This is a genomic window from Desulfurococcus amylolyticus Z-533 (genome assembly GCF_000513855.1).
In the GTDB taxonomy this organism is placed as follows: domain Archaea; phylum Thermoproteota; class Thermoprotei_A; order Sulfolobales; family Desulfurococcaceae; genus Desulfurococcus; species Desulfurococcus amylolyticus.
Genome location: NZ_KI911318.1, coordinates 883,308 through 908,738 on the forward strand (window position 1 = coordinate 883,308; position 25,431 = coordinate 908,738).

Consider the following 25,431-nt stretch of genomic DNA (forward strand, 5'->3'; position numbering starts at 1 on the left):
CAAGCCCAAGCAGGATACAGGGGGAACAAGGATGAAGTGATGAAACCAATTTAAATAAAAATAAACCTATATGAGACCTGAACCCTAACCCATTATTACATGCAGCAACATAGAAAATGATATTGCCATCGTGTTCGCCGGGTATGGACTCGAAGACACTCCATCATAGCGTACGAGCTCCTCGAAGCACTCCTTATCTATCTCCACGACCTCATCTAAATCCTGCTCCTTGAAATCCCTTATTAACAGGTTGGGGCACTGGTCAGCCGAGGCCTCTCTCATCAACACCGTGCTCAGGTTATCGGGCACTCATCACTAAGGGCAATCTACCTGCGTACTATTATCCTAGCATCAACCACTACAGCTTTATCAGGGTATGCTATCACCGGGTTTAAATCCATCGAGTCTATCCAGGGATTCTCTACTATCAGGTGGGATACCTTAACCAATATATCAGCCAACGCATGCTTATTAACTGGGGGTATGCCGCGGTACCCGTTGAATATACTGGACGCCCTCAGCTCCTCGATCATCTCCAACGCCTCCCTGACATCTATTGGTGCTACCCTGAATGAGACATCCCTGAAGACCTCTGTGAAGATACCGCCAAGGCCGAACATCACGACACCGCCGAAGACCGCGTCATTAAGTGAGCCAATGATTACCTCGACACCCTTAGGCATCATCTTCTGCACTAGGAATCCCTCAATCCTAGCACCCGGCGCCTTAACCTGGATAACCCTGTTCATCTCTTCGACAGCTCTGTATACCTCACTACTACTCGTCAAACCCAGTCTAACGCCCCCGATATCGCTCTTATGGCTTATATCGGGTGAAACCACCTTGACGACCACTGGGTAACCTATCTTCTCAGCTATCTCAACGGCTTCCCCCGGAGTTGATACAAACCCGTATGATGCTAGAGGTATATTATATGATTCGAGGATATGGAAAACCTTTAAATCAGATAGCTTACCCTCTCCACCAATCACACTAGAGACTGAAACAGCTTGTTTTCCAGGCATTTAGCCCTGACTGTCTTATATACGTTCCTGCTTATAAACATATCCATATATAAAATATATACCGGAGATTCTGGGAGTGATGAACAGGGGATCTGAGCAGTAAATGAGGAGCGCATCCTAGGCTGACCCAGGAGTGGCATGGAAATCCCCGATGGATGTAGGAAGGACTGTCCTCGAAGACGGATCATAGTGTTTTAAGTGGATCCAGGTATTATTTCTATAAGGGGTAATTTTATGAGCAGCTTAAACCCTTTAAAGGCTCTCCCCGGCACCAAGCTAGCATTAATGGGTAATGAAGCCATCGCCAGGGGTGCCGTAGAGGCAGGCGTCTACGTTGTAACCGGTTACCCCGGTACACCCAGCAGCGAGGTTATAATGACCATACAGAGATATGGGGGCGATCTAGGGATATATGTTGAATGGGCTGTGAACGAGAGAGTAGCCTTCGAAATAGCCCTCGGAGCAGCCATCAGCGGCGCCCGCGCGCTCGCGACGATGAAGGCTCCTGGATTAAACGTTGCATCAGACCCTGTTATCTCAGCTGCTTACAGTGGTGTTGACGGCGGGTTAGTGATCCTGGTAGCCGATGATCCGGGTCCCCATACAACCCAGACTGAACAGGATGACAGGTGGTTCGCTAAGTTGGCCAAGCTCCCTACTATCTCTCCATCTAGCCCCCAGGAAGCCAAGGATTACGCGAGGGTAGCATTCGAGATAAGCGAGGAATTAATGCTCCCCGTAATGCTTCTGACGACGACGCGGGTGAACCATGCCGTTGGGGAAGTTATCTTAGGCGAGTTCAAGGAGCCGAGGAGGTATAAGGGGTTTAAGAGGGACCCGCCGAGATACGTAAGGGCTGGGATGAAGTGGAATCTTGAAAGACATAAATGGGTTGACCAGCAACTCTCCAGGGTCGAGGAGGTTACGGGAAAGCATGGTTTAAACAGGGTTGAGGGGAGCGGGGACCTCTGTATTGTCACAGGGGGTGCAGCCTACAATTACGTTGTCGAAGCCGTTGAATCCCTCGGTTTATCTGGCATGACTAGAATACTTAAACTAGGCTTGATACACCCTCTCCCAGCCAGGTTCATACTGGAGAACATAGAGGGCTGTAGGAAAATACTTGTGGTTGAGGAACTGGACCCCTTCATAGAGGAAGAGCTGGCCAAGATGCTCTACAGGGCCGGGCTACATATAGAGATCCTGGGTAAGCATGCTGGCTGGCTCCCCTTTGAAGGCGAGTTAAACCCTGTAATAGTTAGGGAATTCATAGCCAGGGCTACTGGTGTGAGGGAGACTGGGGGCGCTGAGCCGGTGAAACCAGGTGTAGAGATACCTGAGAGACCGCCCCCATTATGCCCTGGATGCCCTCATAGATTCACGTTTATAGCGTTACGCTCAGCACTACTGAGAAACGGGTTCAAGCCCAGCGATATACCTGTATTCGGGGATATTGGTTGCTACGCGCTCTCAGTGAACCCCCCGCTTAACTCTATATGGACTGAGCACAGTATGGGCGCGAGCATATCGATGGCGATGGGGTTGAAGATAGCTGGCTTCGAGAAACCCGTGGTCGCCGTCATAGGTGATTCAACATTCTTTCACGCCGGCATCCCCTCGTTGATCGAGGCTGTTCACAAGAGGGTTGACATGCTTGTCTTGATACTGGACAATGACATAGTCGCTATGACTGGTCATCAGTCAACCCCGGCATGGAGCAGGACTGAGACGGGTAGGGAGACAAGGGGGATCAGTATACTGGAGCTGGTGAAGGCTATAGGCGTTGACAATGTCGCCGTAGTTGATCCATACAATCTGAAGGAGGCTGAGAGGATCATAGGCGAGTACCTCGTTAGGAAAGGTGTAAACGTGGTGATAGCTAAACACCCATGTGCCCTTGAGGAGAGGAGGACAAAGCATGTAGAGCCCTATGTGGTTGACGCGGAGAAGTGCACAGGGTGCAGGGCATGTATTGCTTCAACGGGGTGTCCAGCAATAATCATGGTTGAAGGCAAGGCGTATATCATAGAGGAGGATTGCAATGGATGCGGTTTATGCGTTAGATACTGCCAATACAACGCAATAGTAAGGAGGGAGAGGTGAGTACTGGTGTCCAATAAGGTGTTCAATATATTAATAGCGGGTATCGGCGGGCAGGGAGGCTTAACGCTCTCAAGGATACTTGCTGAGGCAGCTGTTAAAACCGGCTTCTCCGTTAAGACAGGTGAGACCCTCGGAATGGCTCAGAGATACGGTAGCGTTGTGAGCTTCGTGAGGATAGGTGGTAACACGTACTCACCGATATTTGGTAGTGGCGAGGCAGATGTATTACTCGGCTTAGAGTTAACGGAGAGTGTTAGGAACATGAGGTATTTGAGGCATCGTGGATTAATAATCGTAGCCGATGAATACAGGCCGCCATCAATGGCCAGTATAACTGGTAGAGCACCCTCGAGAAGCGTCCTGCTAGCCGAGCTAGCCAGGTATAATGCTGTCGTGGTGCCAGCAAGGAAGATAGCCGTGGAGGCTGGCAACCCAAGAGCATTAAACATGGTACTGTTAGGGGTGCTCAATGCAGCCACGAATATACTGCCCCACCATGTAGTCGAGGATACGATAAGAAGCATAATTCGTGGAGAGGCAGGGGAGAAATCTGTAAGAGCCTATTACGAGGGCCACAAATGGTTTAAAAACCATCGTTAAGCTGATGTAGCGGTTAAACAGTCTTCTATCCTCTGTGTCTCCAGGGGATTTTTAGAAATTTTATATTGTTTAACAATAATTAACCTAATATGTGGGAAATGACCCGTAGGGTAGCAATAATCACAAGGACAAGCTCAGGCATTGATAAGGGCATCGTATAGAAGCTGACTGAGAAAGGGTTCTCAATTATCGTCACTGATATAACTGGACACGAGAGGGATCGTTGAGATGTGTATTGCGGTATTATGTATGCTGGGTGCCCTAGATGAGTGATGACGTCGTGATTATCTACGTATCCGTTCACCACGGGAACACTGAGAAGATCGCCAAGGCTATATCCAGCATCTTGGGTGCTAGACTAGTTAAGCCCTGGGAGATACAGCCAGACGAAGTAGTTGAGTACAAGTTAGCGGGCTTCGGATCAGGTATATACTACTGGAGACATCATACTGCACTCATAAGGTTGGCTGAGAAGCTTCCGCCGGCACCAGGTAAAATGGCCTTTATATTTTCCACGGCTGGAATACCATTAAAGATGATTAATCACAGAGCCTTGAAGAAGATACTTGTCGGGAAAAGATACCGGCTCATCGGAGACTTCACCTGCAGAGGTTGGGATACAAATGGTGTGCTAGCAAGGATCGGCGGCTTAAACAAGGGCCACCCTAATGAAAAAGACCTTGAGAAAGCCGTGAAGTTCGCGCTTAGATTAAAAAGGATTCTAGAAGAGAAAAATAATTAAGGACACTAGGCCTAAACCATGAGTAGACGCCCGCAGACCACCCCTTAACGGGGAGTGGATGAAAACGGGCCTCTGGCCCCGGGACATCACAATGACTCCATGATTCATGCTCATGGGTTGTTAAACAATATAGAATAGATAATATTATTTGATGACTACTCTTGTTTATCAGCTAGAGGAAAACTCGTCACCATGGATCAGGGCGACCGAAAGCTCATCATCGGTAATTAATAGATTAGGTGGGTCTGTTAAATAATCTGGGTTCACGAATACCTTGGTGGAAAGTAGAATTTAGAGTCCTCAACAGGCTAGGCGGCCCCGATGGATTACGGAGCAAGTATTGTGTTATAGTTGATGCCGAGATGGTTTAGTGTTTCTAGAACCATGGCGGGTCAGCTATAAGTGTATAAGCTTATTGTGTTATAATTGATGAGTGCTGGTGACGGTTTTGCAGGGAGTCAAGTGCTTTATTAACGGAAGGATATATGCTGGGTTTAAACCGTTGAGGGTAAGGGAGGCCGTTGTCGCTGCATATGGCAGGATCCTATATGTTGGGGAAAACGAGGATGCTTTATCTATTTGCAGGATGCTTAAGGGGGAAATAGTGGATCTCGGGGAAAGGATTATTCTACCCGGCTTCATAGACTCACACATGCACCTGGACAGCTTGGGCCTGCAGCTAGCTACACTCGACCTCAGAGGGGTAAGGAGCATAGATGAGTTGAAGAAGAGGATTAGAGAGTATAATGAGGAAAAGAACCCGGGAATCATCATAGGCCGGGGATGGGACCAGGAATTATTCGATGAGAAGAGATGGCCTACACGCTGGGACATAGACGAGGTAATCGGTGATAAACCAGTTATATTAATCAGGGTATGCGGGCATGCAGCAGTATTAAACACTAAGGCAATGGGGATAACTGGTTTACTTACCAAGCAGACATCTAATATAGTAAGGGATGAATCAGGTGTTGCAACCGGCATAGTAGTTGAGGACGCGGTAGGCGAGGCGCTAAGTATTCTTAATGGATCCATGAGCATGGATGCAAGAGTCGGGCTCATGGAGTCCGCGTTGAAATACGCGTCATCACTGGGTGTTACAACAATAGGATTCATGAGTTGCGGTAGATATTCGCTTGAAGCCCTCTTCACATTATTTCAGAGTAATGGATGGAGGTATCCAAGGATTAGGGTATACATGGAGCCAGGCTTGTTCAATGATGTAAGCAGGCTGGGTGTTAAAGGGGGCTTCGGCAACGAGTACCTGAGGATAAAGGGGGTTAAATTATTCGCGGATGGGAGCCTAGGGGCTAGGACAGCCTGGCTATCAAAGCCTTACAGCGATAAGCCATCAGTTAGTGGGAGGCAGCTGATTAGTAAGGAGGAGCTTCGCGAGGTCCTTGAGAAAGCCTCTAAGCAAGGCTTCCAAGTAGCGGTACACGGTATCGGTGATGCGGCAATAGATCTAATACTCAGTGTATACAGAGAACTCGGAGTAAGCGGAAGGATTAGACACAGGATTGAACATGCCTCTGTCATAAGGCCGGATCAAATCGAGGAGGCATCTAGGCTGGGAATAGTCATCTCTGTCCAACCACACTTCGTGATCTCGGATTGGTGGGCTAAGGAGAGACTAGGTAGTGAGAGGATTAAGTGGTTATATCCATTTAAAACCATGACCAGTAAAGGAGTAATGCTAGGTTTTTCCACCGATTCACCGGTTGAGCCATTGAACCCGTGGGAGACGATATATGCGGCTGTTACAAGGGGGAGGAATGAGAATATATTTTTCTACGAGGACACGAGGAATGAAGCATTAACTCTTGAGGACGCCCTCTACTATTATACGTATGGATCAGCATACGTGATAGGTGAGGAAGAGGAACTAGGCTCATTGGAGGAAGGGAAATTAGCAGACTTTATAGTAGTTGACAGAGATCCATTCGAAGTAGACATCGATGAGGTTAGAGGCATTAAGGTATTGGAGACATATATAGGAGGGGAGAGAATATACTAGTAGTCACCCCATCCCTTCACCATCTCTACAACATCATCTCTTACCCTTCCTTTTTCCACATCATCAATAGCTTCTCAAGTATTCTCAACCCATTTTCAACAATGAAACAGCCCTTCATTAGCATCGCTACCGCTCAGACCCAAGATTACTTTTCCATCCACTACACCTGTTATAGAGATTAGCTTCCTAGCTAGTTTTAATGCCGGCTCATTGAAGCCATATATATGAGTGTAATGAATCAGCTCCCTCAACTGCTTTTCAACGACGTCTAGTATTTTTGGATTATTATAGCCGGTGTTCACTACTGATGTGCTTGATGAGAAGTCTATGTACCTTCTTCCATATACATCGATAACTACAGAGTTATATGCCTCCTTGATGACCGTTGGGACATATTCTGTTCTAGATGACCTTGAAAAACCCTGTGGTATTCTTCGATAAAGGTATGAGGCTCATCTATGTCTTCCTTACCCTATCTCACTACTTCCTCTACTTCCCTATACCACGGCTTGGAGGTCCCTATCTTAGACCTCTTTATCCAGTTCTTTGTCTTAGGTGTTCTATCAATTAACTCCATTAACTTCCCTGTCTTCCACTTTACATCCTCTACATCACTATTATCCAATAAGCCCTCCCTCTGTTTCTCCTCAAGGAATTTAGTTAGTTTTCCCAGATTACTTGTAGCATCATACCAGAAGCCCCAGTCATCCGAGAGTATTGTAGCTATATGGTTCCCATCGATGCATTCCTTATGGATGTCTTGACCACATATATCATGAGCCCTAAACAACACGGCTAAGTCAACCAGGTCTTTCAGGTTAATCTTGGTTATCTGTAGTTTCTCGAGGACCAGGTCTGCAAGCGAGATAGTTGGATTATCCAGTTCCAGCCTCCCCTTACCCGGCTCCTTGCCGAAGTAGACATCGTGGTTGAATTCGAGAACGTCGAAGAAGACGTCGACATGGTAGAGGTTCTGTGGATGAAAGTATATGAGTCTCTTCCCAGAGAATAATGCCTTTATGAGTGGATCATACTTGAATTTCAACTCCTCCTCAAAGAACTTTATTACATCCTTCCTCTGCTTACTATAAGCCATTAAATCCAGGTCTGTGAATAACGCGCCGGATGATGTGAATCTCCCGAGCGACCTATATATATTGATAGCTCTCTGCTCATGCATCGAGTGAATATATATCGCGCATGCACCCAGGATCCTTAGTTTCACACTCCTGGATTCCGCTCTAGACACTATTTCAATGGCCTCCTTTACGAATTCCTCGGTAGATAACTTCACGTGTTCACCTATACCACTCATGTTCAGCCCTCAATCCTCCAGTAGTTAACCAGTTTCTCCCTATCGACTTCTACAATGAATCCCTTTAGAACACCCTCGCTATACTCGCTGCCGGGGTTTATAATTATGGTCCTCCCTATCTTATCCATGCCCCCGGATTCATGGATGTGTCCATGCATGCCTATTAAGGGTTGATATTTCTCAATGATCTTTCTCACAGCCTTACTCCCCACATGCTCGTATTGAATCTGGCCGGCTACGACCACTGGTCTCAAATCCCTTGTAAGCTTGGGAGCTAGGTCAAGGTGAGTGTTGAAAGGCGGTGGGTGGAAGTTGAAGATGGAGCTTGACACATTTCTCAGCTTTGAGACCAGGCTCTCCAGGTGTTTCTCAAGGCTTTTCTCATCCATCTCCCTGGGAGTCTTCCATGGAGTCGGGTTGACGTAGGGTGAGGAAATGACTTCGTGTCCCTCTATCTCAAACACCTTATCTAGTGGATATATAACGCCTTTATCCTCATATTCCCTTATTATGTCATCGATGAACAACTCGTCATCATTACCGGGCATCACTATGGTGATAATGCTCTTTGTATCTACATGGCTTGTAAGCAGGTCTAGCCACGTTCTCAGCCTTTCAGTTATTTTTTTATTTATTACTTCCTCAACTAGTTTAGGATTATTCTTCAACTCCTCTAACTCCTTCTCATCAACCCTGATATAATACACTCCCGCACCCTCTAGCCTATCCTCGAATTCCCTGATCTCGCTCTCGGTCTTGAACATCCATTTTTTACCGAAGTACCTAGCAGTCCACGAGCCATCACTATGTTTAATTATTGGTACTAGCACCTTACCGGTTAAATCCCCTGCTAGGATCAACACGTTCGCATTATACATTTCCACGGCACGGATCCATTTCCTCCACACTATGCTAGACCCATGTACATCCACCGAGAAGAATATTTTAGATGTCATACCCCTATCATTCCCACATCTGTCCAATCATACAAGGATAATGCTGTACGTGTTTATAAGCTTTAAAGGAATGAGAGAGAAAAAATGTCTGGATCGGGCTGGGCTATGCTGGTGGTATTTCGCCATAGATTTTCTCTGGTTCAATACCCCTGCTCCTGTTCTTAGCCGACATAGCCGTGAATATTATTAAACCTATTAGTCCAACCGTTATATTAACCAGGACTATTAATGGCTGGCTATAAGACGTATATATCATGAAGTACCAGCCAAGGGCAAACACTATTGCCCCGATAACTGTGGCTGCGACAGGAGATGATATAGTCATTCTCTTAAACAACTCCGGCTTCCACCATGGGATAAGCATTAATGCCAGTCCCACCGGCCACACGAATATGAAGAGGCTGAAGTCGAGGAATGATATTAAGGCCGTTGCAAGCTCATAGCCGAGGTTCTCCAGGTAAGTCATTACAGCACCGAATAACGCGATTAAAGCTGTAACATGATTAGCCCATGTTGGTGCAGCCCATCTGGGCGAAACCTCAGCCATTTTCTCCGGTAGCACCCTGTCGAAAGCCATGGAGAAGAATCCCCTGACTCCGCCAACCCATACTGGTAGAGCAGTGTTAACATACCATAGGAAGTATGATAAGCCTATCAATACGGCTATGACGGCATTGCCTACAGCAACAGATGCCACCAGCGGCACCGATGGATCGGGGAGCGCATAGGCACCCATGATCTTGCTCAACGCGTCAGGATACTCGCTCTTCAGGTAGGCGTAAGCCGCTAGAAAATCATAGTTGAATACCCATGGAATAATGAAAGCGTTGAGCAGGTATAACACCATCACTAGCGTGAAGCCTGTGATATACCCCTTAATATAGCTCTTAGATGGATCCTTGACCTCACTACCAACAAAAGTCACTATCTCAAGACCGGTCCAGGCCCACAGTGTCCATAGTAGCATCTCATAGGTGCCGGACCACATGTCAACACGTGTTAATGGCTGTACCCCTAACGATGGATCACCCTGATATGCAACCCTCATTATCTCCTCGGCGACACCAGCTCCAAATACCTGGTCCCACTTAGATAGACCAGCATTACCTCCCAGGATAGCTAGGTATGCTAGTACTAGGATTGTAACGACCATGGGGACGATTGTTAATATCCTCAGCACCCACTTTATCACCTTCATCCCTAAATAGTTTATTATCCACAGTAAAGCGACAAGTATTAATGCCACTATAAGCTGGATATTGGGGTCTGAAGCTGCTTCACCAATCCTTAACAGAGCTGGATCACCGGTTAATACAGATGCAACTACAAGTGGACCGCTCAACGCTTTAAGCCCCACAACCATCATGAAGCCAGCAGTCATCGCACAGCCTCCGCCAATGATGAAGTACCAGAATGGTAGGAACCCTAGCACAGGATGAATAGTTCTAGAGACGAAGACATATAAGCTATTGCTTCGAGGAAACGATGTAGTTATCATTGCAAAGGCTATTACGAGTGGTAGGAACATTAGTCCAGCAATGAAGAACGCTAATGGAAGGCTTCCACCATAGGCTGCTGGGTCTCCGAGGATTTTAACAGCGTAATACGTCATGCCTGAACCAGCAGGTGTTGCTATAGCCCATATCGCTATATCCAGCCAGCTTAACTCTCTCACTAGCCCAGAAGCTCTCCTAGTGAATACTATTTCTTCACCCATATATTTCCCCGTTTTATAACTCTATGAATAAATAATATATAAGTTTTCCTCCCACATAAGTCTTACAACCGGTTGAGAAACTTAATGTGGCCGGAGTCTATCGATTCCTTGAGACATTCCTAAACTGGTTGTGATATTATAATACCTGCAGAAATATCTAGATCTCTACCGGGTCATGAAAGAGGTTCTGTCTCGTTGAGTGGTTTCATCCTCGTAACTGCTAACCAAGTTCATAGTGTCGTCCTCAATACCCGCTTACAATATAGATACCTTATAGCTTTTTGAGGAATAAGGGTTTAGGCAAAGTTAATATCAACCACATAAACCCACATTAAAACCGATACAGCAGGCATAATATAAGGCTTATTCATGGTGAAGTACTCTACTCCCTTACTGTGATGTTGTAATCAAGGAGATAAATATATATTAAAGACGTAGTTAAACATGTTATCGTGGCACTAACCTCCTTCATAAAACGGAGGAGCTATAATCACTTCATCATTATCCTCTAAAACGTGGTTTAAGTCTACATGCCTACCATTAACATAGGTATTGATTAATGGTATATTCCTAAGTATCTCTTGGAGGAAGGGGTGTTTCTCCGCTATTACATCAAGTAGCTCGTTTAACCTCGTATTCTCCTGTATAGAGTATTCCTCGATATGCGTGCCAATAGCCTCGGCTATGATGCCGATGAAAACAACCTTTACCTTTATCAATGAATATTACACCCGGTGGAAACCTACCTGGCTTTAAGGGCTTTTCTAACAGCCTTATATATATTGATGTAGCCGGTGCACCTACATAGATTACCCTTCAAGTATTCCTTGATATTCTCATCCACGGGCTCTACATTTCTCCTCCTCATGTACTCAGCCATAACTATAAAGCCCGGTGTACAGTAACCGCATTGAATAGCCCCCTCCTCCATGAATGCCTTCTGGACTACACTAGGATTCCTCTCACTTGTCAAGCCCTCAACGGTTTCCACACGCCTACCATTGACGTCGACTGTTAACAAGAGGCAAGAGAGCATGGGTTCTCCATCAACAAGCACAGTGCAAGCCCCGCACTCACCTATTCCACACCCATACTTGGTACCAGTTAATCCAAGCCTGTTCCTAAGCGTGTTGATCAACAACTCATTGGGCTCAATATCTAGCTCAACGGTTCTCCCGTTAACCTCGAATACGACTTTCACCATTAAGTACCACCCCTACTCCTCTCAACCGCCTTATGGAAGACATCGTAGGCCAGGATTTTCACTAGGTGTCTACGGTATTCGGCCGTCGCCCTAACGTCGCTTATTGGTTTCACCTCCTCTTCAATTACTCTGACCAGCTCAACGCTTACCTCATTTATCATACGCCCCTTTAACATGGTCTCGGTTCTCGGGCATCTAATCGGTGTAGGGGCTACCGCGCCAGCAGCTACCCTTACATCCTCAACGACATCTCCCCTGGTCTTCAAGTAGATAGCTACACTGGCGATAGCTAGATCCATCGCTGTCCTCCCCATTTTACTAAAGGCTGAGGAACCATTTTCCTTGTTAACAATGATCTCCACTAGTAACTCGGTTGGCTTCAACACTGTAAGCCCCGGCCCTTTGAAGAATTCTGTGATTGGTATTATTCTCTCGCCCTCGATGCTGGCGGTCTTCACGAGGGCCTCGTGGACTAGTAGTGGTGGCGCTGTATCAGCTGCTGGAGAGGCATTACAGAGATTACCACCAATAGTAGCCATATTCCTTATCTGTATACTGGCCATTTGTTTAACCGCGTCATGTAATGCGGGGAGATGCATTGCTATTAGTGATGATTCCTCGAGCTCTCTCAGGGTTGTTAACGCGCCAATCCTGATCCTATCTCCCTCGTCAACTATGCCCTTCAGCTCCTTGATCCTCTTAATGTTGACGAGTGCCTTCGGCTCCACTTGCCTAGTCTTCATTTTAACCAGTAGATCAGTGCCACCCGCAAGTATCTTAGCTGCATTACCTAGTTTTTCAAGTATCTCGAATACTTCTTTAAGAGATCCCGGTTCATAGTACTCGAATCTAAACGGTATTATATGCGTGTTCCTATAATTTATCAACGATGGCTTAATACTCATGGAATCTCACCTCTCTCCCTCAACGCCTTCACTATTTTATCAGGCGTTATGGGGAGCTCGTAGAATCTCACACCAATAGCATTGTAGATAGCGTTGGCTATGGCGCCAACAGCCGGGTTCATAGCCGCCTCACCAAGCCCCTTAGCGCCGAAGGGCCCCGTGGGCTCATAGGTATCAGCTGTTATAACAATGAAGTCCTCCGGTGTGGGCATATCCGTTATGGTTGGTATCTTGTAATCTGTTATCAAGCCTCTCCCAGCTAACTCACCGTTCTCCTCGTATACAGTGTTCTCCGTGAATGCCATACCCCATGCCATTGCAAAGCCACCGTGGAGCTGCCCCTCAACCATATCTGGATTTACCAATGTACCAACGTCTGCGCCGGCTATAACCCTTATAGGCCTCACCTTACCTGTCCAGGTATCTACTTCAACCTCAACGAAGTAGACTGTGAAGCTTGGTGGAGCCGAGGTAGCCCTATAGGATACGAAGGCACCTATTGTTCCCCAGTTCTTTTGCCAAGCTATCCTAGCTATCTCGCTAAGAGGGATCTTTATATCTGTGCCTTCAACGTATACAATGGCTTGCTTCAACTCTTCATCGTACTTTATCTTGAATGCCTCCGGATTGACGACTCTACCCACGATCCTGGCCGCGTACTCGAATATCTTGGATCTAACTATTTCAGCTGCTCTCCTAGCTGCCTCGCCACCAGCGTAAGTTCCCCTTGATGCATGAGTGCACACATCGTACGGCGTGTTCTCCGTTGAAGCAGTAGCAAGGTTTACTAGCTCCGGGGGTACCCCTAGGACCTCTGAGATGATCTTGACATGTGCGTCGAGGGTGCCGCCTCCATGGTCTTGTAGTGCTGTTATATAGTCAAGTGTCCCATCTTCGTTGAGCTTGAGTATGCAGCCGGTATAATCTATTACCTCCCCGCTGATAGGCCCCCCAGCACCAGATGTATGGAAGCCCCTGGCCAGTCCAATGCCTCTCCTATATCTTCCCTTTTTCCTGCTTGGGTGACTCCTCTTCTCCCAGCCTATTAACTTTCTTCCTTTTTCAAGTAACTCGGGGACTCCATCTGATTTAATAACTGATTTAACTGTGGGTCCCTGCCCCCAGAATATCTCTCCTCTTCCAACGTAGTTCTTCAGCCTGAGCTCTATCGGATCGATCTTCAATTCTTCAGCCAGCTCATCCATCATTGTTTCAACAGCCCATTGCACCTCAGGTGCCCCGTACCCTCTTAAAGCACAGGCCGGCACCTTATTCGTGTACACTGCTTTACTAATATACCTTATATTCCTCCACTTATACATCGAGACAAACCATCCAAGGCTCGTGCCCAGGAGGGGATATGGCTGCACCTGGTGAGCTCCCGCGTCGAGGATGTTCTCGAATTCGGCACCCATTAACACCCCGTCTCTCCTAGCCCCTATCTTCATCCTGAAGTGGAATACGAAGTTAGAGTGGTCTAGTATATCCTCCTCACGTGTATAAGATATCTTGACGGGTTTACCTGATTTAAGGCACAATGCTACAGCTATTGGAACCAAGTAGTTTACCTGGATACTGGAGCCGAAGGATCCGCCTATAGGTACCTTAACCACATTCACCTTGCTTAACGGTATATCGAAGATCTGGCTTACCAGTATCCTGGTGTTATGTATAGTCTGCGTCGTCGCATATATTGTCAGCTTACCGCCTGGTTCAGGTATGCATAAAACAGATTTAGGCTCTAACTGCATATGGTATCTCTTACCGGTCTTAAACCTCCTCTCGATAACGATATCAGATTCCCTGAAAGCCTTATCCACATCCCCCTCGACATAATTTAACGTAGCAGCTATATTTCTCTCCACATTAACCCATTCACTGCCCTTCATAATCCTTTCATGTATCAACGGGGCACCGGGTTCCATTGCTTTAAAGGGATCCAGTATCGGCTCATATATCCTCTCGTATTCGATCCTAATCGATTCAATAGCCCTCTGTGCAAGCTCCTCGCTTGGAGCAGCTACAGCCGCGATAGCGTCACCTACATACCTCGGCTTCTTGGTTAAGACGTATGTATCCTTATAGGTCACCTCATGGATGCTTACTAATCGTGGATTAAATGGCTTCTGCGGGATATCATCAGGCGTTAAAACCACAACGCCAAGTCTCTCTGCCTCGCTTGCATCTATCCTCCTTATATCGGCGAAGGCATAGGGGCTTCTAAGTATCCTACCAATAAGCATCCCCGGGGCCTCTAAGTCGTTGACGAATTTAATGGTGCCACTGGTCTTAGGTAATGCATCCTTTCTAATACTCCTCTTACCAATGAAGGAGTACACTTACTTCCTCACCCCACTTGCCACGTTCCACACGGCTTTAGCTATCTTAATGTAGCCGGTGCACCTGCATAGGTTCCCCAGGTATCTGGCTACGTCATCCATGCTCCTGAACCTGTTCTCCCTTATAGCTGCCCACGCCGTTAATAATATACCTGGTGTACAGAAGCCGCATTGCACAGCTCCATTGTCAATGAATGATTTAACCAGCTGGTTGAACAATGGATCCCCCTCTAACCCCTCCACGGTCACTACATCTCTGCCGTTTACCTGAGGTGTAAGCAGCATACAGGAGGTAACCGGCCTGCCATCCAGTAGTATCGTGCAGGATCCGCATTCACCTCTTTCACACCCTCTTTTAACGCTTTTTACCTTCAGCCTCAGCCTCAAGGTGTCTATCAGGGTTTCATTAGATGGCACATCTAGCTCTATATCTCTACCATTAAGCCTGAACCTAACGAGCACTATTCACCACCTCCTTTAACAAGCTTGAGAAGCATATCCTTCAGCAATGCCTTAGACACGTGGAGCCTATACTCGGCTGACGCCCTTACATCGCTTATTGGCTTCACATCACTACTCAGTTTCTCAACGGCTTCCTCAATAACCGACTCGCTGACCTTTCTTCCCTTTAGGAACACTTCAACACTTCTCGCCCTAACAGGTGTTGGAGCCATTGATCCTAGGGCTATTCTAATATCCTGGAAGACCCCGGCATCGATCGATGCAGCGATAGCTATCGATGTTACCGAGATCTCATGTCCCCTCCTCCTACCTAGTTTATAATAAGCATGCCTCCAAGGGGGTTGAGGCTTACTTGGGATCGCCACCTCGACAAGTATCTCACTGGGTTTGAGAGCCGTCTGCCTGGGCCCTTTGAAGAATTCTGTGATTGGTATTATTCTCTCGCCCTCGATGCTGGCGGTCTTCACGAGGGCCTCGTGGACTAGTAGTGGTGGCGCTGTATCAGCTGCTGGAGAGGCATTACAGAGATTACCACCAATAGTAGCCATATTCCTTATCTGCCAGTACGCGAACTCGTCGGCAGCTTTTTTCAGTGATGGTGCTTTCTCAGCGATAACACTGGAATCCGCTATCTCCTGTATACTTGTTAAGGCACCGATTCTGATTCTGTCTCCCTCGTCAATAATGTATCTTAACTCGTTTAACTTGGATATATCTATTAAATCGCTCACATTATACCTCTTAATCTTCAGGTCGAGCACTAGATCCGTGCCCCCGGCCAGTATTCTAGCCTTCTCACTCAGTTCGCCGAGTAGTTTGAGTGCTTCATCGAGTGTAGATGGCCTATAATACCTTATCTCAGGTAACCGGTAGAACACTGTCACCACCTCATAGTCTACCAATCAATCTAAGCACCTCCTCAGGGGTCAATGGTGTCCTAGTTACATTGACCCCTAGTGCATGACTTACAGCATTAGCTATTGAGGCCGGCATAGGTATGAGGGCCATTTCACCGACACCTTTAGCGCCGAAGGGACCGTACTTGAATAAGTCTTCAACGTAAATCGGCTCAGCTATCTCCGGTACATCCTTGATCGTCGGGATAACGTAGTCCGTTAGGTTAGTGTTCAATACCTCTCCGTTATCACTGAACACTAGTTTCTCCATCAATGCATATCCCACGCCCTGAGCTACAGCGCCCTCTATCTGTCCCTCAACCTGCTGGGGATTGATTATCCTTCCAGCAGCTAGGCCTGGATATACCCGTGTAACCCTTACAACGCCTGTTAATGTATCTACTTCAACCTCAGAGACTACCACGATATAGCTGTAGGCTGGGTACGCGAATCCCTGCCCCACAGCATCATCGAATCTACCTTTTGGTAGGAAGAAATAGCCTGTTGCAGATAACTCGACACCCCTGGCCATCGCCTCCTTAACGAGGTCTCTCAGCGATATCTGCTTACCAGGGTTACTCTTCGAGTAGACCTTGTTATCCGCGAACACTAGGTCCTCCACGGACACTCCTAGGACCCTGGATGCCAGCTCGCTCAGCCTCTCCCTTAGCTTCGAAGCCGCTACGTAGACCCCTATCCCCCCTATGCTACTACCCCTTGATGCATGGGTTGCACCGGTATCGGGGGAATCCGTTGTACCATACACTACTCTGACCCTGTCGGGTGTTATACCGAGTAGCTCGCATACTATTTGTACATGAGCTGAGCTCGGCGAGCCCTGTCCAATCTCCACGATGCCAGTGTACAGCGTGACCGAGCCATCCTGCTCTATCTTCACATATGCGTTTGACCAGTCTGGTACACCCCTGGATGTGCTAATACCATGCCATGCCACGGCCACACCAATACCCTTCTTAATTCTTTCACTATGCTTATTGAACTCCTCTATCTCACGCCTCCTCTCACGCCACCGGCATGTATTAGCAACCTTTACCAAGGCATCGGCTACTCCAACAGAGTGGTCTAGTAGCTGCCCTGTGATAGTGAAAGAGCCCTCTCTTACAATGTTCTTCAACCTGAATTCAACTGGGTCTAGCCCGAGTCTCTCAGCTAATTGATCCATCTGCCTCTCAACAGCGAACTGTATTGATAAGTTGCCGAAGCCCCTGAACGAGCCCTGGTATACTTTATTAGTGTACACAGCGTAGCCATCGATCCTTGCATTGGGTACTACATAGGGCCCGGAGGCATGCATTGTTGCACGCCAAAGTATGAAGGGCCCTCTGTTAGCGTATGCACCAGTGTCATGTATTATTGTTACATCTATAGCCGTGAGCCTCCCATCGGCATCAGCCCCGCTCCTATACCTTATGATTGCCGCCTCCCTCTTAGGATGCACCTTGATTGATTCCTCCCTACTATATATCAGTAGGGCTGGCTTACCAGTCAAGTAGGCTACAAGAGCTGCCTTAGCACATGCCAACGGGCCCTCGTCATCCTTACCGCCGAAGCCTCCACCTATGTAAGGTGCAACTATTTTTACCTTACTTAATGGTAAACCCAGGACCCTTGCAACTATTCTCTGCCCGAGGTGAGGATACTGGAGCCCACCTATTATAGTCACGCCCCCCTCAATACTCGGGATCGCCAACGCCGCTTCAGTCTCCAGGTATGCATGCTCCTGGTGGTGTAGCCTATACTCATTCTCAACTATGACATGGGCTCTTGAAAACCCCTCCTCGACATTACCCCTCCTAACCCTCGTCTTAAACGCTATATTCGAGCCCGCTTCCTCGTGGATAAGGATATCATTCCTATTCATAGCCTCCAACGGATCCAGTATATATGGTAAGGGCTCATACTCTACCCTTACCTCCTCAACTGCCCTGAGAGCTTCATCCATATCTATGGAGGCAACCAGTGCCACTACTTCCCCGTGATATCTCACCTTTCCTTCTGCAAGTAATGGTTGATCAGGCAACGCGTATCCCACCTGGTTTTCCCCGGGTATATCCCTAGCTGTAAACAACTTCACGCCCTTACTCCTCAGGTGTTCCGGTAGGCTTATACTCTTCAGTCTTGCATGTGGATAAGTGCTTAACACTTGCTTAACGTATAATGCATTACCGAGGAAGTAGTCTATGTAGTAATCCTCAGTGAATAATGCTTTACCAAGAGCCTTTTCCAGGGAGTCGACTCTTGACACTTTCCTACCTATAACGAGGAATTCACTTGCTGAGAGCCATTTCTCCAGGAGGCTGGTTGAATCCGCCATAAGTGCACCTCAAGTCAATTTATTGCTATAATAAATAAATATTTTTTATTCAATATATCATCGATCCATAATGTGATAGCTATGAGCCTACTCATTAGAAACGGGCTCCTCATTACTCCTCGGAGAGTATTCAGGGCTGATGTGAAAATAGTGAACGGGGTTATCACTGAGATAGGGGTTGGACTTAGCACTAGTGGGGTGGATGAGGTCATCGATGCATCAGGCATGCTTGTACTACCCGGTGTAATAGATGAGCACGTACACATGAGGGAGCCCGGCCTAGAGTACAAGGATGACTTCACTCATGGAACCAGGGCTGCTTTAAAAGGAGGCGTTACAACAGTTATAGAGCACCCTAATACGCTTCCACCGGTAGAGGATCCAGGTAAATTAGCCAGTAAGGCGAGACTGCTTGAGTCGAAGGCGTATGTTGACTACGCGCTTCTCGGCGTCCTCCACGATGGGAATATACATTTATTCGAGGACATTGTCGCAGCAGGAGCAGTAGGCTTCAAGATATTTATGGGCCCGACGACAGGTAATATCCCGCCGCCTAGTGATAGCGGTTTATATGAGGCCCTCTCTAAATCAGGCAAGACAGGAGTTACGATAGCCTTCCACGCTGAAGACCATTCACTGGTAACATATTTCACCGAGAAGGTGAAGGCAGGAGGCGGAATGGATCCATGGCTCCATATCGAGGCTAGGCCGCCAATAACTGAGGAATACAGTATTGTTAAAATAGCCACCATCGCGAAGCAAACCCATGGGAGAGTATTGATAGTACATATATCATCTATAGAGGCGCTTGAAGCCGTTCGAAAAGCTAGGAGCGAGGGAGTTGAAATATATGGAGAGACATGCCCACACTACCTCGTACTTGATAAGGCTGACTACCAGAAACACGGAAGCTTAATCAAGGTTAACCCACCAATAAGGGGAGGCATTCACCGGGAGAGACTACTTGAAGCCGTGGGGAACGGTCTAATAGACACCCTTGGCTCAGATCACGCCCCCCACACCCAAGAGGAGAAGAAGAGGGATATATGGAGCGCTGCATCAGGGATGCCCGGGGTTCAAACACTGCTTCCCATAATGCTCGATCTAGCTTTAAGGAATGTAGTCCCCTTAACCAGGATGCCTATACTACTATCTGAGAACCCAGCTAAGCTATGGGGATTGTGGCCTAGAAAGGGCTCGATAGATATAGGGTTCGATGGAGACCTAGTTATCGTCGACCCGGGTGGCGAGACGGTTGTAACGGAGGAGTGGCTTGAATACAAGTATAAGCTCTCTCCATACATAGGGTGGAGGCTTAAGGGTAAGATAAGGTACACTATACTCAGAGGGATGGTGATATACCGTGATGGCGTGATCACAGATAAACCTGTTGGAAAATGGATTAGACCAGTTAAATTATAACGGGGGCTCACCATAAAGTAGTTGTGGTGTACCCCATGTATAAGGGAATGGATGTTATATCAGCCCTCCAGTTCTCCAGGAGCGATGTGGAAAAATTAATCACCATAGCAGAGGAGTTAAGGAGGCGTGTTGAAAACGGTGAAAAACTAGAACTGGCCAAGGGAAGAATACTTTTCACAGCGTTCTTCGAGCCCAGCACTAGAACCCGACTGAGCTTTCAGTTCGCCATGGCTAAGCTAGGGGGCAACGTAATTGATCTAGGACCCGAGGAGGTCACGAGTAGAGCCAAGGGAGAGAGCCCTGAGGACACCCTCAGGACAGTTGATAGCTACGATCCCGACATAATAGTTGTGAGACATAGGGAACCCGGGTTCGCGGCTAAGGCTGCTGAAATATGCAGAGCCCCAGTGGTGAACGCCGGGGATGGATATAATGAACACCCAACGCAAGCCCTACTTGATGTCTACACTATATGGAGGAGCTTGGGTAGAATAGATGGGGTAACAATAGGGATAATGGGGGATTTAAAGTATGGTAGAACCATCTCTAGCCTATCATATATATTATCCAACTTTAGGGATGTAACAATATACTTTATCTCACCGCAGGCACTAAGACCCCGTGAAGAAGTATTGAAGATACTTGACCAGAGGAGGACAAGGTACGAACTCCTCGAAAAACCAGACGATGTAATGGAGAAACTGAATATCCTGTATGTGACAAGACTACAGAAGGAGAGAATGAATCCAGAGGAGTATGAGAGGCTTAAGGGAAGCTATATTATTACATACGAGTACCTCTCACGTTTCAAGAAGATACCCATGATAATGCATCCACTCCCAAGAGTGTGGGAACTCACCGCCGATGTAGACGTGCTACCCCAAGCGATATACTTTGAACAAGCCAAGAACGGTCTCTACATGAGGATGGCATTGATAAAAATAATCCTCGGAGTCTAATCGATGTAAATTTAAATCATGGATTTAAAGATAAATAGAGTTTTTAAGCCTCGGTATGCTGTTTCCGCTTTCATATAGGTTTGCTATTGAATTCTTTTGTTGAAGAATGTAATCGCATGCATGAATCTCTTCCTTGAATCCCTTAATTCAAGATGTACGGGGCTCCGTTGTGCCAGTGAACGCCCTCAAGCCATATGCAAGCCCAAAGGGGATACAGGGGAACAAGGATGAAAGGATGAAACCAATTTAAATAAACCTATATAAGACCTAAACCCCTCGGAGCAGGCATACTTGGATTACTGATGGATTTCAGGGGGAGATGTTGAGTGGTAGAGTATGCAAGCAGTTTCTGGGTTGCAGTTTTTTCAAGGTTTTCAACGCTTATAAACCTAGTCTTAGACAACCCATAAACCACCCTACAGAGACCTCATGATAACCTAGAACGGGGAACGGTTAGGTCAGGAGGTAGAACTCATATGAGCCATCGCTATGAATTACCGCCCTCACGTATCGCGGCAACCTCGTTACTCGTGCACCTATGAGTAAGCGTAGTTGTCCATATATCAGGTTGAAATCACCCTTTAACTTTATCCCTAGTTCATCAGCCTTCTTGATAAGCATCCCTGGTATTTCAGCCATATGTGTTCCAGCAGGTATATCGATATAGCCTGCCGCATGGAGAAGCCTGTATAGACGTATGGTTTCTTCAGCCATCCTTATCTTCCTTAAGGCTGACTTCTCTATTACAGCAATAGTGCTCCTAGAGATACCTAGGATCCTTGCTATCTCTTCCTGTGTTAACCCCTGTGCCCTGTATTTAAGCACAAGGTACTGCTTCTCGGTTAGAAGTCCATATTTCATTTAGACCCCCATTGCTTTCAGGGATGATCCACTAGTTCACTGTATATGTTTCGTCTGCAGAGTAATAAAAACAGCTAGAGACCTCCTTATCCAGGGCCCAGGACATAAGTATCTATGCCTCCAGCCCGATCGCGACCTCTAAACTTATTATTATACTGAGATATAGATAGCACGATTACAAGGCTTATAAATGTTTCCCGGCACCACGCTCTTTGAGAGAGGTTTTCAGCCGTGGCCATCTATATTTTATACATAATCTTCTCATTAATTATTATACAAAAAGCAAAGATTTATATGTCAAACCCCCTAAATATTACCTCCTGGTGATACTATGTTGGAATGGAATTAAGAAGTACCCAAACCCCCGATATACTCCCATCCTACTGGTATAACATAGTACCCGATCTACCTGAACCACTACCTCCCATGATTCATCCTAGCGGGGAGCCAGTTAAAAGAAGCGAGCTGGAAGTATTATTCCCCAGGAGTCTCGTGGACCAGGAGATCAGTACACAGAGCCGAATACCTATCCCCGAGGCTGTCAGAGAGACACTACTTATGCTGGGACGGCCCACGCCATTGATAAGGGCGAGAAGACTGGAAGAAGCTTTGAAGACTAATGCAAGAATATTCTTTAAATACGAGGGTGTACTCCCCACGGGATCCCATAAAATCAATACAGCTGTTGCACAGGCATACTATAATGCAGTTGAAAGCGTTGAAAGGGTGTCCACTGAGACCGGCGCTGGTCAGTGGGGCTCAGCTCTCTCATTAGCTGGTAACATATACGGGTTAAAGGTAAGGGTATTCATGGTAAGGGCTAGTTATCTTCAGAAACCTTATAGAAGGATCCTGATGGAGGCCTATGGTGCCGAAGTATATCCTAGTCCGAGCACTAAGACCAATACCGGTAGAAAGCTCTTAGCAGAGAACCCTGATCACCCTGGCAGCCTAGGTATAGCTATAAGTGAAGCAATAGAAGATGTGGTGTTGAGTGGGGGTAGAGCTAAGTATAGCCTTGGAAGCGTCTTAAACCATGTACTACTGCATCAATCTGTGATAGGGTTAGAAGCCATTAAGCAATTAGAGTTACTAGGGGTTGAGAGAGTAGACTATGTTATTGGATGCGTTGGAGGAGGCTCCAACTTCGCTGGGCTCTCATACCCATTCATAGGCTACAACTATAATAATGGCGAGCCACCAGTGTTCATCGCTGTTGAACCAGAAACAGTTCCCTCTATGACCAGGGGTGAGTATAGATACGACTACGGCGATACAGCCGGATTAACACCATTATTAAAAATGTATACCCTGGGACATGACTACATCCCACCGCCAATATATGCAGGTGGATTAAGATACCATGGCGTTGCTCCCTCGCTAAGCATACTTGTGAAAAACAATATCGTAAAACCAGTTGCATACCCTCAGGACGAGGTATTGGAGGCTGGACTCGTATTCGCCAGAACCCAGGGTATTCTTCCGGCCCCTGAAAGCTCTCATGCAGTGAAAGCAGTGATAGATGTAGCGTTGAAATACAGGGGTGCCAGCGAGAAACCAACAATATTATTCAATCTAAGCGGACATGGGCTACTGGATCTCTCAGCGTACACGAGGAATCATTAGTGGTATTGGATTAGAATTATGGCGAGCTCTATTTAAAGTAAGATATTTTGTATTTTTATTCAATCTCCAATCCAGGTAAATCATGGGAAATATGATGTTTATTGTTTCATCAAAAATTTATATTCTACAAACATAAATATAGAATCTAGGTGTAATAATAGTTTGAATGGATAGAGGTATGCTATATGAGTGATGAGGAATCATCTTTCACGGTTTTCAGAGCATATCTACTTAGAAGGGAATTTACATGGTTCGATATATTTCTATGGGTTATAGCTAATCCATTGGCCTCAGGACTCTTATACTACTCTGTATCAGCAACAGGCTCACCCGGGTTTTATGGTGGAGTAGTACCGTACGCCTTCCTATTAGCTGGGCTAATGTTTATTCCCATCGTATTATCATTCATGATTACTGCTTCATCTCTTCCGCGTAGTGCATCCCCCTATATACTGGTGAGCAGGACCTTCGGAGCGCTTCCAGGTTTTCTCTCTATAGCATTATACCTGTTTCTAAGCGGGGGATTATTGACCATTGGTTTCCTGGCCTACTCTTCCACAGGGATCTTAAGCGATGGATTTATTATGAGCGGGTATATCACTAATAATAGTTATCTCACCACGCTCGGGGAGTCACTGAAGAGTGTACTCTTTACAGTCATTATAGCATTTATAATGATTACATTCTTATTCGTCGCAACAATTTTTGGGAGGAGGGTTATAAAAATACTATTATATGTATCCGTGGCAGTATCCCTGGTATTATACATAGCTATACTCGTATCACTCTACCCATTCTCCAGCAGGGTCTTCATTAATAACTGGAACACGTTGTTCAATGACTCCTATGGGAAAATAATAAGTATAGCCCAGTACGGCGGGGTTGTCAATGGAGTAGTCGTTAATGCGCTTAAACCTGTAAGCGAGTGGAATGCCACGCTTGCGTTGCTCGGTGTAGCTGTGTATGCTTACCTAGGTTTGGAGAACGCTAGCTTCATAGCTGGTGAGGTTAAAGACCCCGTTAACTCATATTTAAAAGGATACATTACTGGCTTCACTACATTAATCTCTCTCTATACTGTTACACCAGTTATTATAACGCTTATCGCTGGATACGATTTCCTATCAGCGTACAGCTACCTCTATCACTACTATCCCGGGGTATTAGAGATTATTATGGGCACTAATACACCTCCTTCACCGAGCCTGGTCACCATTATATCGGTCTACACTGATAACACTTATACCTCGTTAATCTTCACTGCTGTAGCATACCTGTTCTACTTTAACACTATGCTGACTATCTGGAACAGTGGTATCCGTATATTGCTTGCGCTGAGCCAAGACCACTTGATGCCGAGGTTCTTGGCTAGGATATCACATAGAACCGGTGTACCCCACTATTCGAACCTATTCATATACGTGCTCTCAACCCTGATACTACTGTCAACAATCTTCATTAAGTCTAACCTGCAATTAGAGCTCTCATTCCTTAAAATGATAAATCTAGGATACTCGATTTTCCTGGTTTTCATAGGGCTCTCATTGATCTCTGTACCACTGTTCTCGGAGAAACTGTACAATAGATTTACATATAGAAGCAGGGGGCTACTATACATAGTGGGTTACACATCCTCAACGATTGGATTCGGGTTAGCGCTAACCGTTGGCGCCAATACCTCACCAACTGATATATTAGTGACTACATCGTTATTCGGAGCCATCCTCCTCTTATTTATTGCTGTCACAATATACATGAAGCACCGTGGTGTAAGATACGAGGAGGTATTCTCCAGGATACCTCCAATGTAGTTCCAGCTAGCTGGCTGAAATCGAGATTTTTGCTAAGACTGAAAGGGTGTCAATCGTTTTTAATTAAATTGATCCCTTATCAATAGGGGATTGACGCCAAGTATACACTACATTAAGTAATGTAGTAGCCGTAATA

The 25,431-nt window shown here is 46.4% G+C and carries 23 protein-coding genes; 8 read left to right on the top strand and 15 right to left on the bottom strand.

The genetic code is table 11. From position 1 onward, the window contains the following. Window positions 1-84: 84 nt before the first annotated feature. Window positions 85-282 (bottom strand): hypothetical protein, encoded by a 198-nt coding sequence (locus SPHMEL_RS04570; RefSeq protein WP_042667537.1) that lies wholly within the window; start codon window positions 280-282, stop codon window positions 85-87. A gap of 44 nt (window positions 283-326) precedes the next feature. Next, on the bottom strand, window positions 327-1,025 hold the full coding sequence (locus tag SPHMEL_RS04575) for an acetate--CoA ligase family protein (RefSeq protein WP_051401008.1): 699 nt from the start codon (window positions 1,023-1,025) through the stop codon (window positions 327-329). A 234-nt stretch (window positions 1,026-1,259) separates the two neighbouring features. On the opposite strand from SPHMEL_RS04575, the gene iorA reads away from it, so the two are divergent. From iorA to SPHMEL_RS04595, 4 genes are all read left to right on the top strand, one after another. Continuing rightward, entirely contained in the window at window positions 1,260-3,128 is a 1,869-nt protein-coding gene (iorA, locus tag SPHMEL_RS04580) for an indolepyruvate ferredoxin oxidoreductase subunit alpha (protein WP_042667538.1), read from the top strand. 6 nt (window positions 3,129-3,134) lie between these two features. Next, window positions 3,135-3,728: an indolepyruvate oxidoreductase subunit beta gene (locus SPHMEL_RS04585; RefSeq protein ID WP_042667539.1), complete on the top strand. Its 594-nt coding sequence runs from the start codon at window positions 3,135-3,137 to the stop codon at window positions 3,726-3,728. Window positions 3,729-3,993: 265 nt separating this feature from the next. After that, window positions 3,994-4,470 carry a flavodoxin family protein gene (locus SPHMEL_RS04590; RefSeq protein WP_042667540.1) on the top strand — a complete coding sequence of 159 codons (477 nt, stop codon included), beginning with the start codon at window positions 3,994-3,996 and terminating at the stop codon, window positions 4,468-4,470. A 433-nt stretch (window positions 4,471-4,903) separates the two neighbouring features. Further along, a complete protein-coding gene (locus tag SPHMEL_RS04595; protein WP_042667541.1) occupies window positions 4,904-6,487 on the top strand; it encodes an amidohydrolase in 1,584 nt (527 codons plus the stop codon). A gap of 95 nt (window positions 6,488-6,582) precedes the next feature. Here the strand turns inward: SPHMEL_RS04595 and SPHMEL_RS07205 are convergent, their stop codons facing one another. The 11 genes from SPHMEL_RS07205 to SPHMEL_RS04650 all read right to left on the bottom strand — a co-directional run bounded on the left by SPHMEL_RS07205 (window position 6,583) and on the right by SPHMEL_RS04650 (window position 18,616). Then, window positions 6,583-6,918: an aminotransferase class III-fold pyridoxal phosphate-dependent enzyme gene (locus SPHMEL_RS07205; RefSeq protein WP_084322154.1), complete on the bottom strand. Its 336-nt coding sequence runs from the start codon at window positions 6,916-6,918 to the stop codon at window positions 6,583-6,585. Between the two features lie 41 nt (window positions 6,919-6,959). Beyond that, window positions 6,960-7,802, bottom strand: coding sequence for a hypothetical protein (locus SPHMEL_RS04605; protein WP_042667542.1), 843 nt, complete (start codon window positions 7,800-7,802; stop codon window positions 6,960-6,962). Between the two features lie 2 nt (window positions 7,803-7,804). Then, entirely contained in the window at window positions 7,805-8,758 is a 954-nt protein-coding gene (locus SPHMEL_RS04610; RefSeq protein ID WP_042667543.1) for a metallophosphoesterase family protein, read from the bottom strand. Between the two features lie 103 nt (window positions 8,759-8,861). After that, window positions 8,862-10,475, bottom strand: a complete 1,614-nt coding sequence (locus SPHMEL_RS04615) for an APC family permease (RefSeq protein WP_042667544.1) — start codon at window positions 10,473-10,475, stop codon at window positions 8,862-8,864. A 458-nt stretch (window positions 10,476-10,933) separates the two neighbouring features. After that, complete coding sequence (locus SPHMEL_RS04620) at window positions 10,934-11,194, bottom strand: MoaD/ThiS family protein (RefSeq protein ID WP_042667545.1); 261 nt, start codon at window positions 11,192-11,194, stop codon at window positions 10,934-10,936. 23 nt (window positions 11,195-11,217) lie between these two features. Continuing rightward, the gene (locus tag SPHMEL_RS04625) at window positions 11,218-11,679 is read right to left on the bottom strand and encodes a (2Fe-2S)-binding protein (protein ID WP_012608402.1); all 462 of its coding nucleotides are present in this window, start codon (window positions 11,677-11,679) and stop codon (window positions 11,218-11,220) included. Then, a complete protein-coding gene (locus SPHMEL_RS04630) occupies window positions 11,679-12,584 on the bottom strand; it encodes an FAD binding domain-containing protein (RefSeq protein ID WP_084322156.1) in 906 nt (301 codons plus the stop codon). Before SPHMEL_RS04630 ends, SPHMEL_RS04625 begins: the two co-directional genes overlap by 1 nt. After that, window positions 12,581-14,923, bottom strand: a complete 2,343-nt coding sequence (locus tag SPHMEL_RS04635; protein WP_042667546.1) for a xanthine dehydrogenase family protein molybdopterin-binding subunit — start codon at window positions 14,921-14,923, stop codon at window positions 12,581-12,583. Before SPHMEL_RS04635 ends, SPHMEL_RS04630 begins: the two co-directional genes overlap by 4 nt. After that, on the bottom strand, window positions 14,924-15,385 hold the full coding sequence (locus SPHMEL_RS04640; protein WP_012608405.1) for a (2Fe-2S)-binding protein: 462 nt from the start codon (window positions 15,383-15,385) through the stop codon (window positions 14,924-14,926). It lies immediately after the preceding gene. Beyond that, window positions 15,385-16,287: an FAD binding domain-containing protein gene (locus SPHMEL_RS04645; RefSeq protein ID WP_042667547.1), complete on the bottom strand. Its 903-nt coding sequence runs from the start codon at window positions 16,285-16,287 to the stop codon at window positions 15,385-15,387. The genes SPHMEL_RS04640 and SPHMEL_RS04645 overlap by 1 nt, the downstream gene beginning before the upstream one ends. Beyond that, window positions 16,274-18,616 (bottom strand): xanthine dehydrogenase family protein molybdopterin-binding subunit, encoded by a 2,343-nt coding sequence (locus tag SPHMEL_RS04650; RefSeq protein ID WP_042667548.1) that lies wholly within the window; start codon window positions 18,614-18,616, stop codon window positions 16,274-16,276. Before SPHMEL_RS04650 ends, SPHMEL_RS04645 begins: the two co-directional genes overlap by 14 nt. A gap of 81 nt (window positions 18,617-18,697) precedes the next feature. On the opposite strand from SPHMEL_RS04650, the gene allB reads away from it, so the two are divergent. Then, complete coding sequence (gene allB, locus SPHMEL_RS04655; RefSeq protein ID WP_042667549.1) at window positions 18,698-20,038, top strand: allantoinase AllB; 1,341 nt, start codon at window positions 18,698-18,700, stop codon at window positions 20,036-20,038. A 35-nt stretch (window positions 20,039-20,073) separates the two neighbouring features. Continuing rightward, on the top strand, window positions 20,074-20,997 hold the full coding sequence (gene pyrB / locus SPHMEL_RS04660) for an aspartate carbamoyltransferase (RefSeq protein ID WP_042667550.1): 924 nt from the start codon (window positions 20,074-20,076) through the stop codon (window positions 20,995-20,997). 256 nt (window positions 20,998-21,253) lie between these two features. On the opposite strand, the gene SPHMEL_RS07350 is transcribed toward pyrB, so the two are convergent. After that, window positions 21,254-21,400, bottom strand: coding sequence for a hypothetical protein (locus tag SPHMEL_RS07350; protein ID WP_156915435.1), 147 nt, complete (start codon window positions 21,398-21,400; stop codon window positions 21,254-21,256). Between the two features lie 50 nt (window positions 21,401-21,450). Further along, window positions 21,451-21,858: a Tfx family DNA-binding protein gene (locus SPHMEL_RS04665; protein WP_012608411.1), complete on the bottom strand. Its 408-nt coding sequence runs from the start codon at window positions 21,856-21,858 to the stop codon at window positions 21,451-21,453. Between the two features lie 339 nt (window positions 21,859-22,197). On the opposite strand from SPHMEL_RS04665, the gene SPHMEL_RS04670 reads away from it, so the two are divergent. Together SPHMEL_RS04670 and SPHMEL_RS04675 are read left to right on the top strand one after the other, a co-directional pair. Next, the gene (locus SPHMEL_RS04670) at window positions 22,198-23,484 is read left to right on the top strand and encodes a TrpB-like pyridoxal phosphate-dependent enzyme (protein ID WP_012608412.1); all 1,287 of its coding nucleotides are present in this window, start codon (window positions 22,198-22,200) and stop codon (window positions 23,482-23,484) included. Window positions 23,485-23,669: 185 nt separating this feature from the next. Beyond that, window positions 23,670-25,295, top strand: a complete 1,626-nt coding sequence (locus SPHMEL_RS04675; RefSeq protein ID WP_042667551.1) for an APC family permease — start codon at window positions 23,670-23,672, stop codon at window positions 25,293-25,295. The last annotated feature ends 136 nt before the right edge of the window (window positions 25,296-25,431 follow it).

Bases quoted from the DNA above. Each gene is read 5' to 3' on its own strand.
- SPHMEL_RS04615 (WP_042667544.1), bottom strand. From the start codon at position 10,475: ATGGGTGAAGAAATAGTATTCACTAGGAGAGCTTCTGGGCTAGTGAGA.
- SPHMEL_RS04605 (WP_042667542.1), bottom strand. From the start codon at position 7,802: ATGAGTGGTATAGGTGAACACGTGAAGTTATCTACCGAGGAATTCGTA.
- iorA (WP_042667538.1), top strand. From the start codon at position 1,260: ATGAGCAGCTTAAACCCTTTAAAGGCTCTCCCCGGCACCAAGCTAGCA.
- SPHMEL_RS04575 (WP_051401008.1), bottom strand. From the start codon at position 1,025: ATGCCTGGAAAACAAGCTGTTTCAGTCTCTAGTGTGATTGGTGGAGAG.
- SPHMEL_RS04570 (WP_042667537.1), bottom strand. From the start codon at position 282: ATGAGAGAGGCCTCGGCTGACCAGTGCCCCAACCTGTTAATAAGGGAT.
- SPHMEL_RS04630 (WP_084322156.1), bottom strand. From the start codon at position 12,584: ATGAGTATTAAGCCATCGTTGATAAATTATAGGAACACGCATATAATA.
- SPHMEL_RS04650 (WP_042667548.1), bottom strand. From the start codon at position 18,616: ATGGCGGATTCAACCAGCCTCCTGGAGAAATGGCTCTCAGCAAGTGAA.
- SPHMEL_RS04610 (WP_042667543.1), bottom strand. From the start codon at position 8,758: ATGACATCTAAAATATTCTTCTCGGTGGATGTACATGGGTCTAGCATA.
- SPHMEL_RS04665 (WP_012608411.1), bottom strand. From the start codon at position 21,858: ATGAAATATGGACTTCTAACCGAGAAGCAGTACCTTGTGCTTAAATAC.
- SPHMEL_RS04675 (WP_042667551.1), top strand. From the start codon at position 23,670: ATGAGTGATGAGGAATCATCTTTCACGGTTTTCAGAGCATATCTACTT.
- SPHMEL_RS04590 (WP_042667540.1), top strand. From the start codon at position 3,994: ATGAGTGATGACGTCGTGATTATCTACGTATCCGTTCACCACGGGAAC.
- pyrB (WP_042667550.1), top strand. From the start codon at position 20,074: ATGTATAAGGGAATGGATGTTATATCAGCCCTCCAGTTCTCCAGGAGC.
- SPHMEL_RS04670 (WP_012608412.1), top strand. From the start codon at position 22,198: ATGGAATTAAGAAGTACCCAAACCCCCGATATACTCCCATCCTACTGG.
- allB (WP_042667549.1), top strand. From the start codon at position 18,698: ATGAGCCTACTCATTAGAAACGGGCTCCTCATTACTCCTCGGAGAGTA.
- SPHMEL_RS04625 (WP_012608402.1), bottom strand. From the start codon at position 11,679: ATGGTGAAAGTCGTATTCGAGGTTAACGGGAGAACCGTTGAGCTAGAT.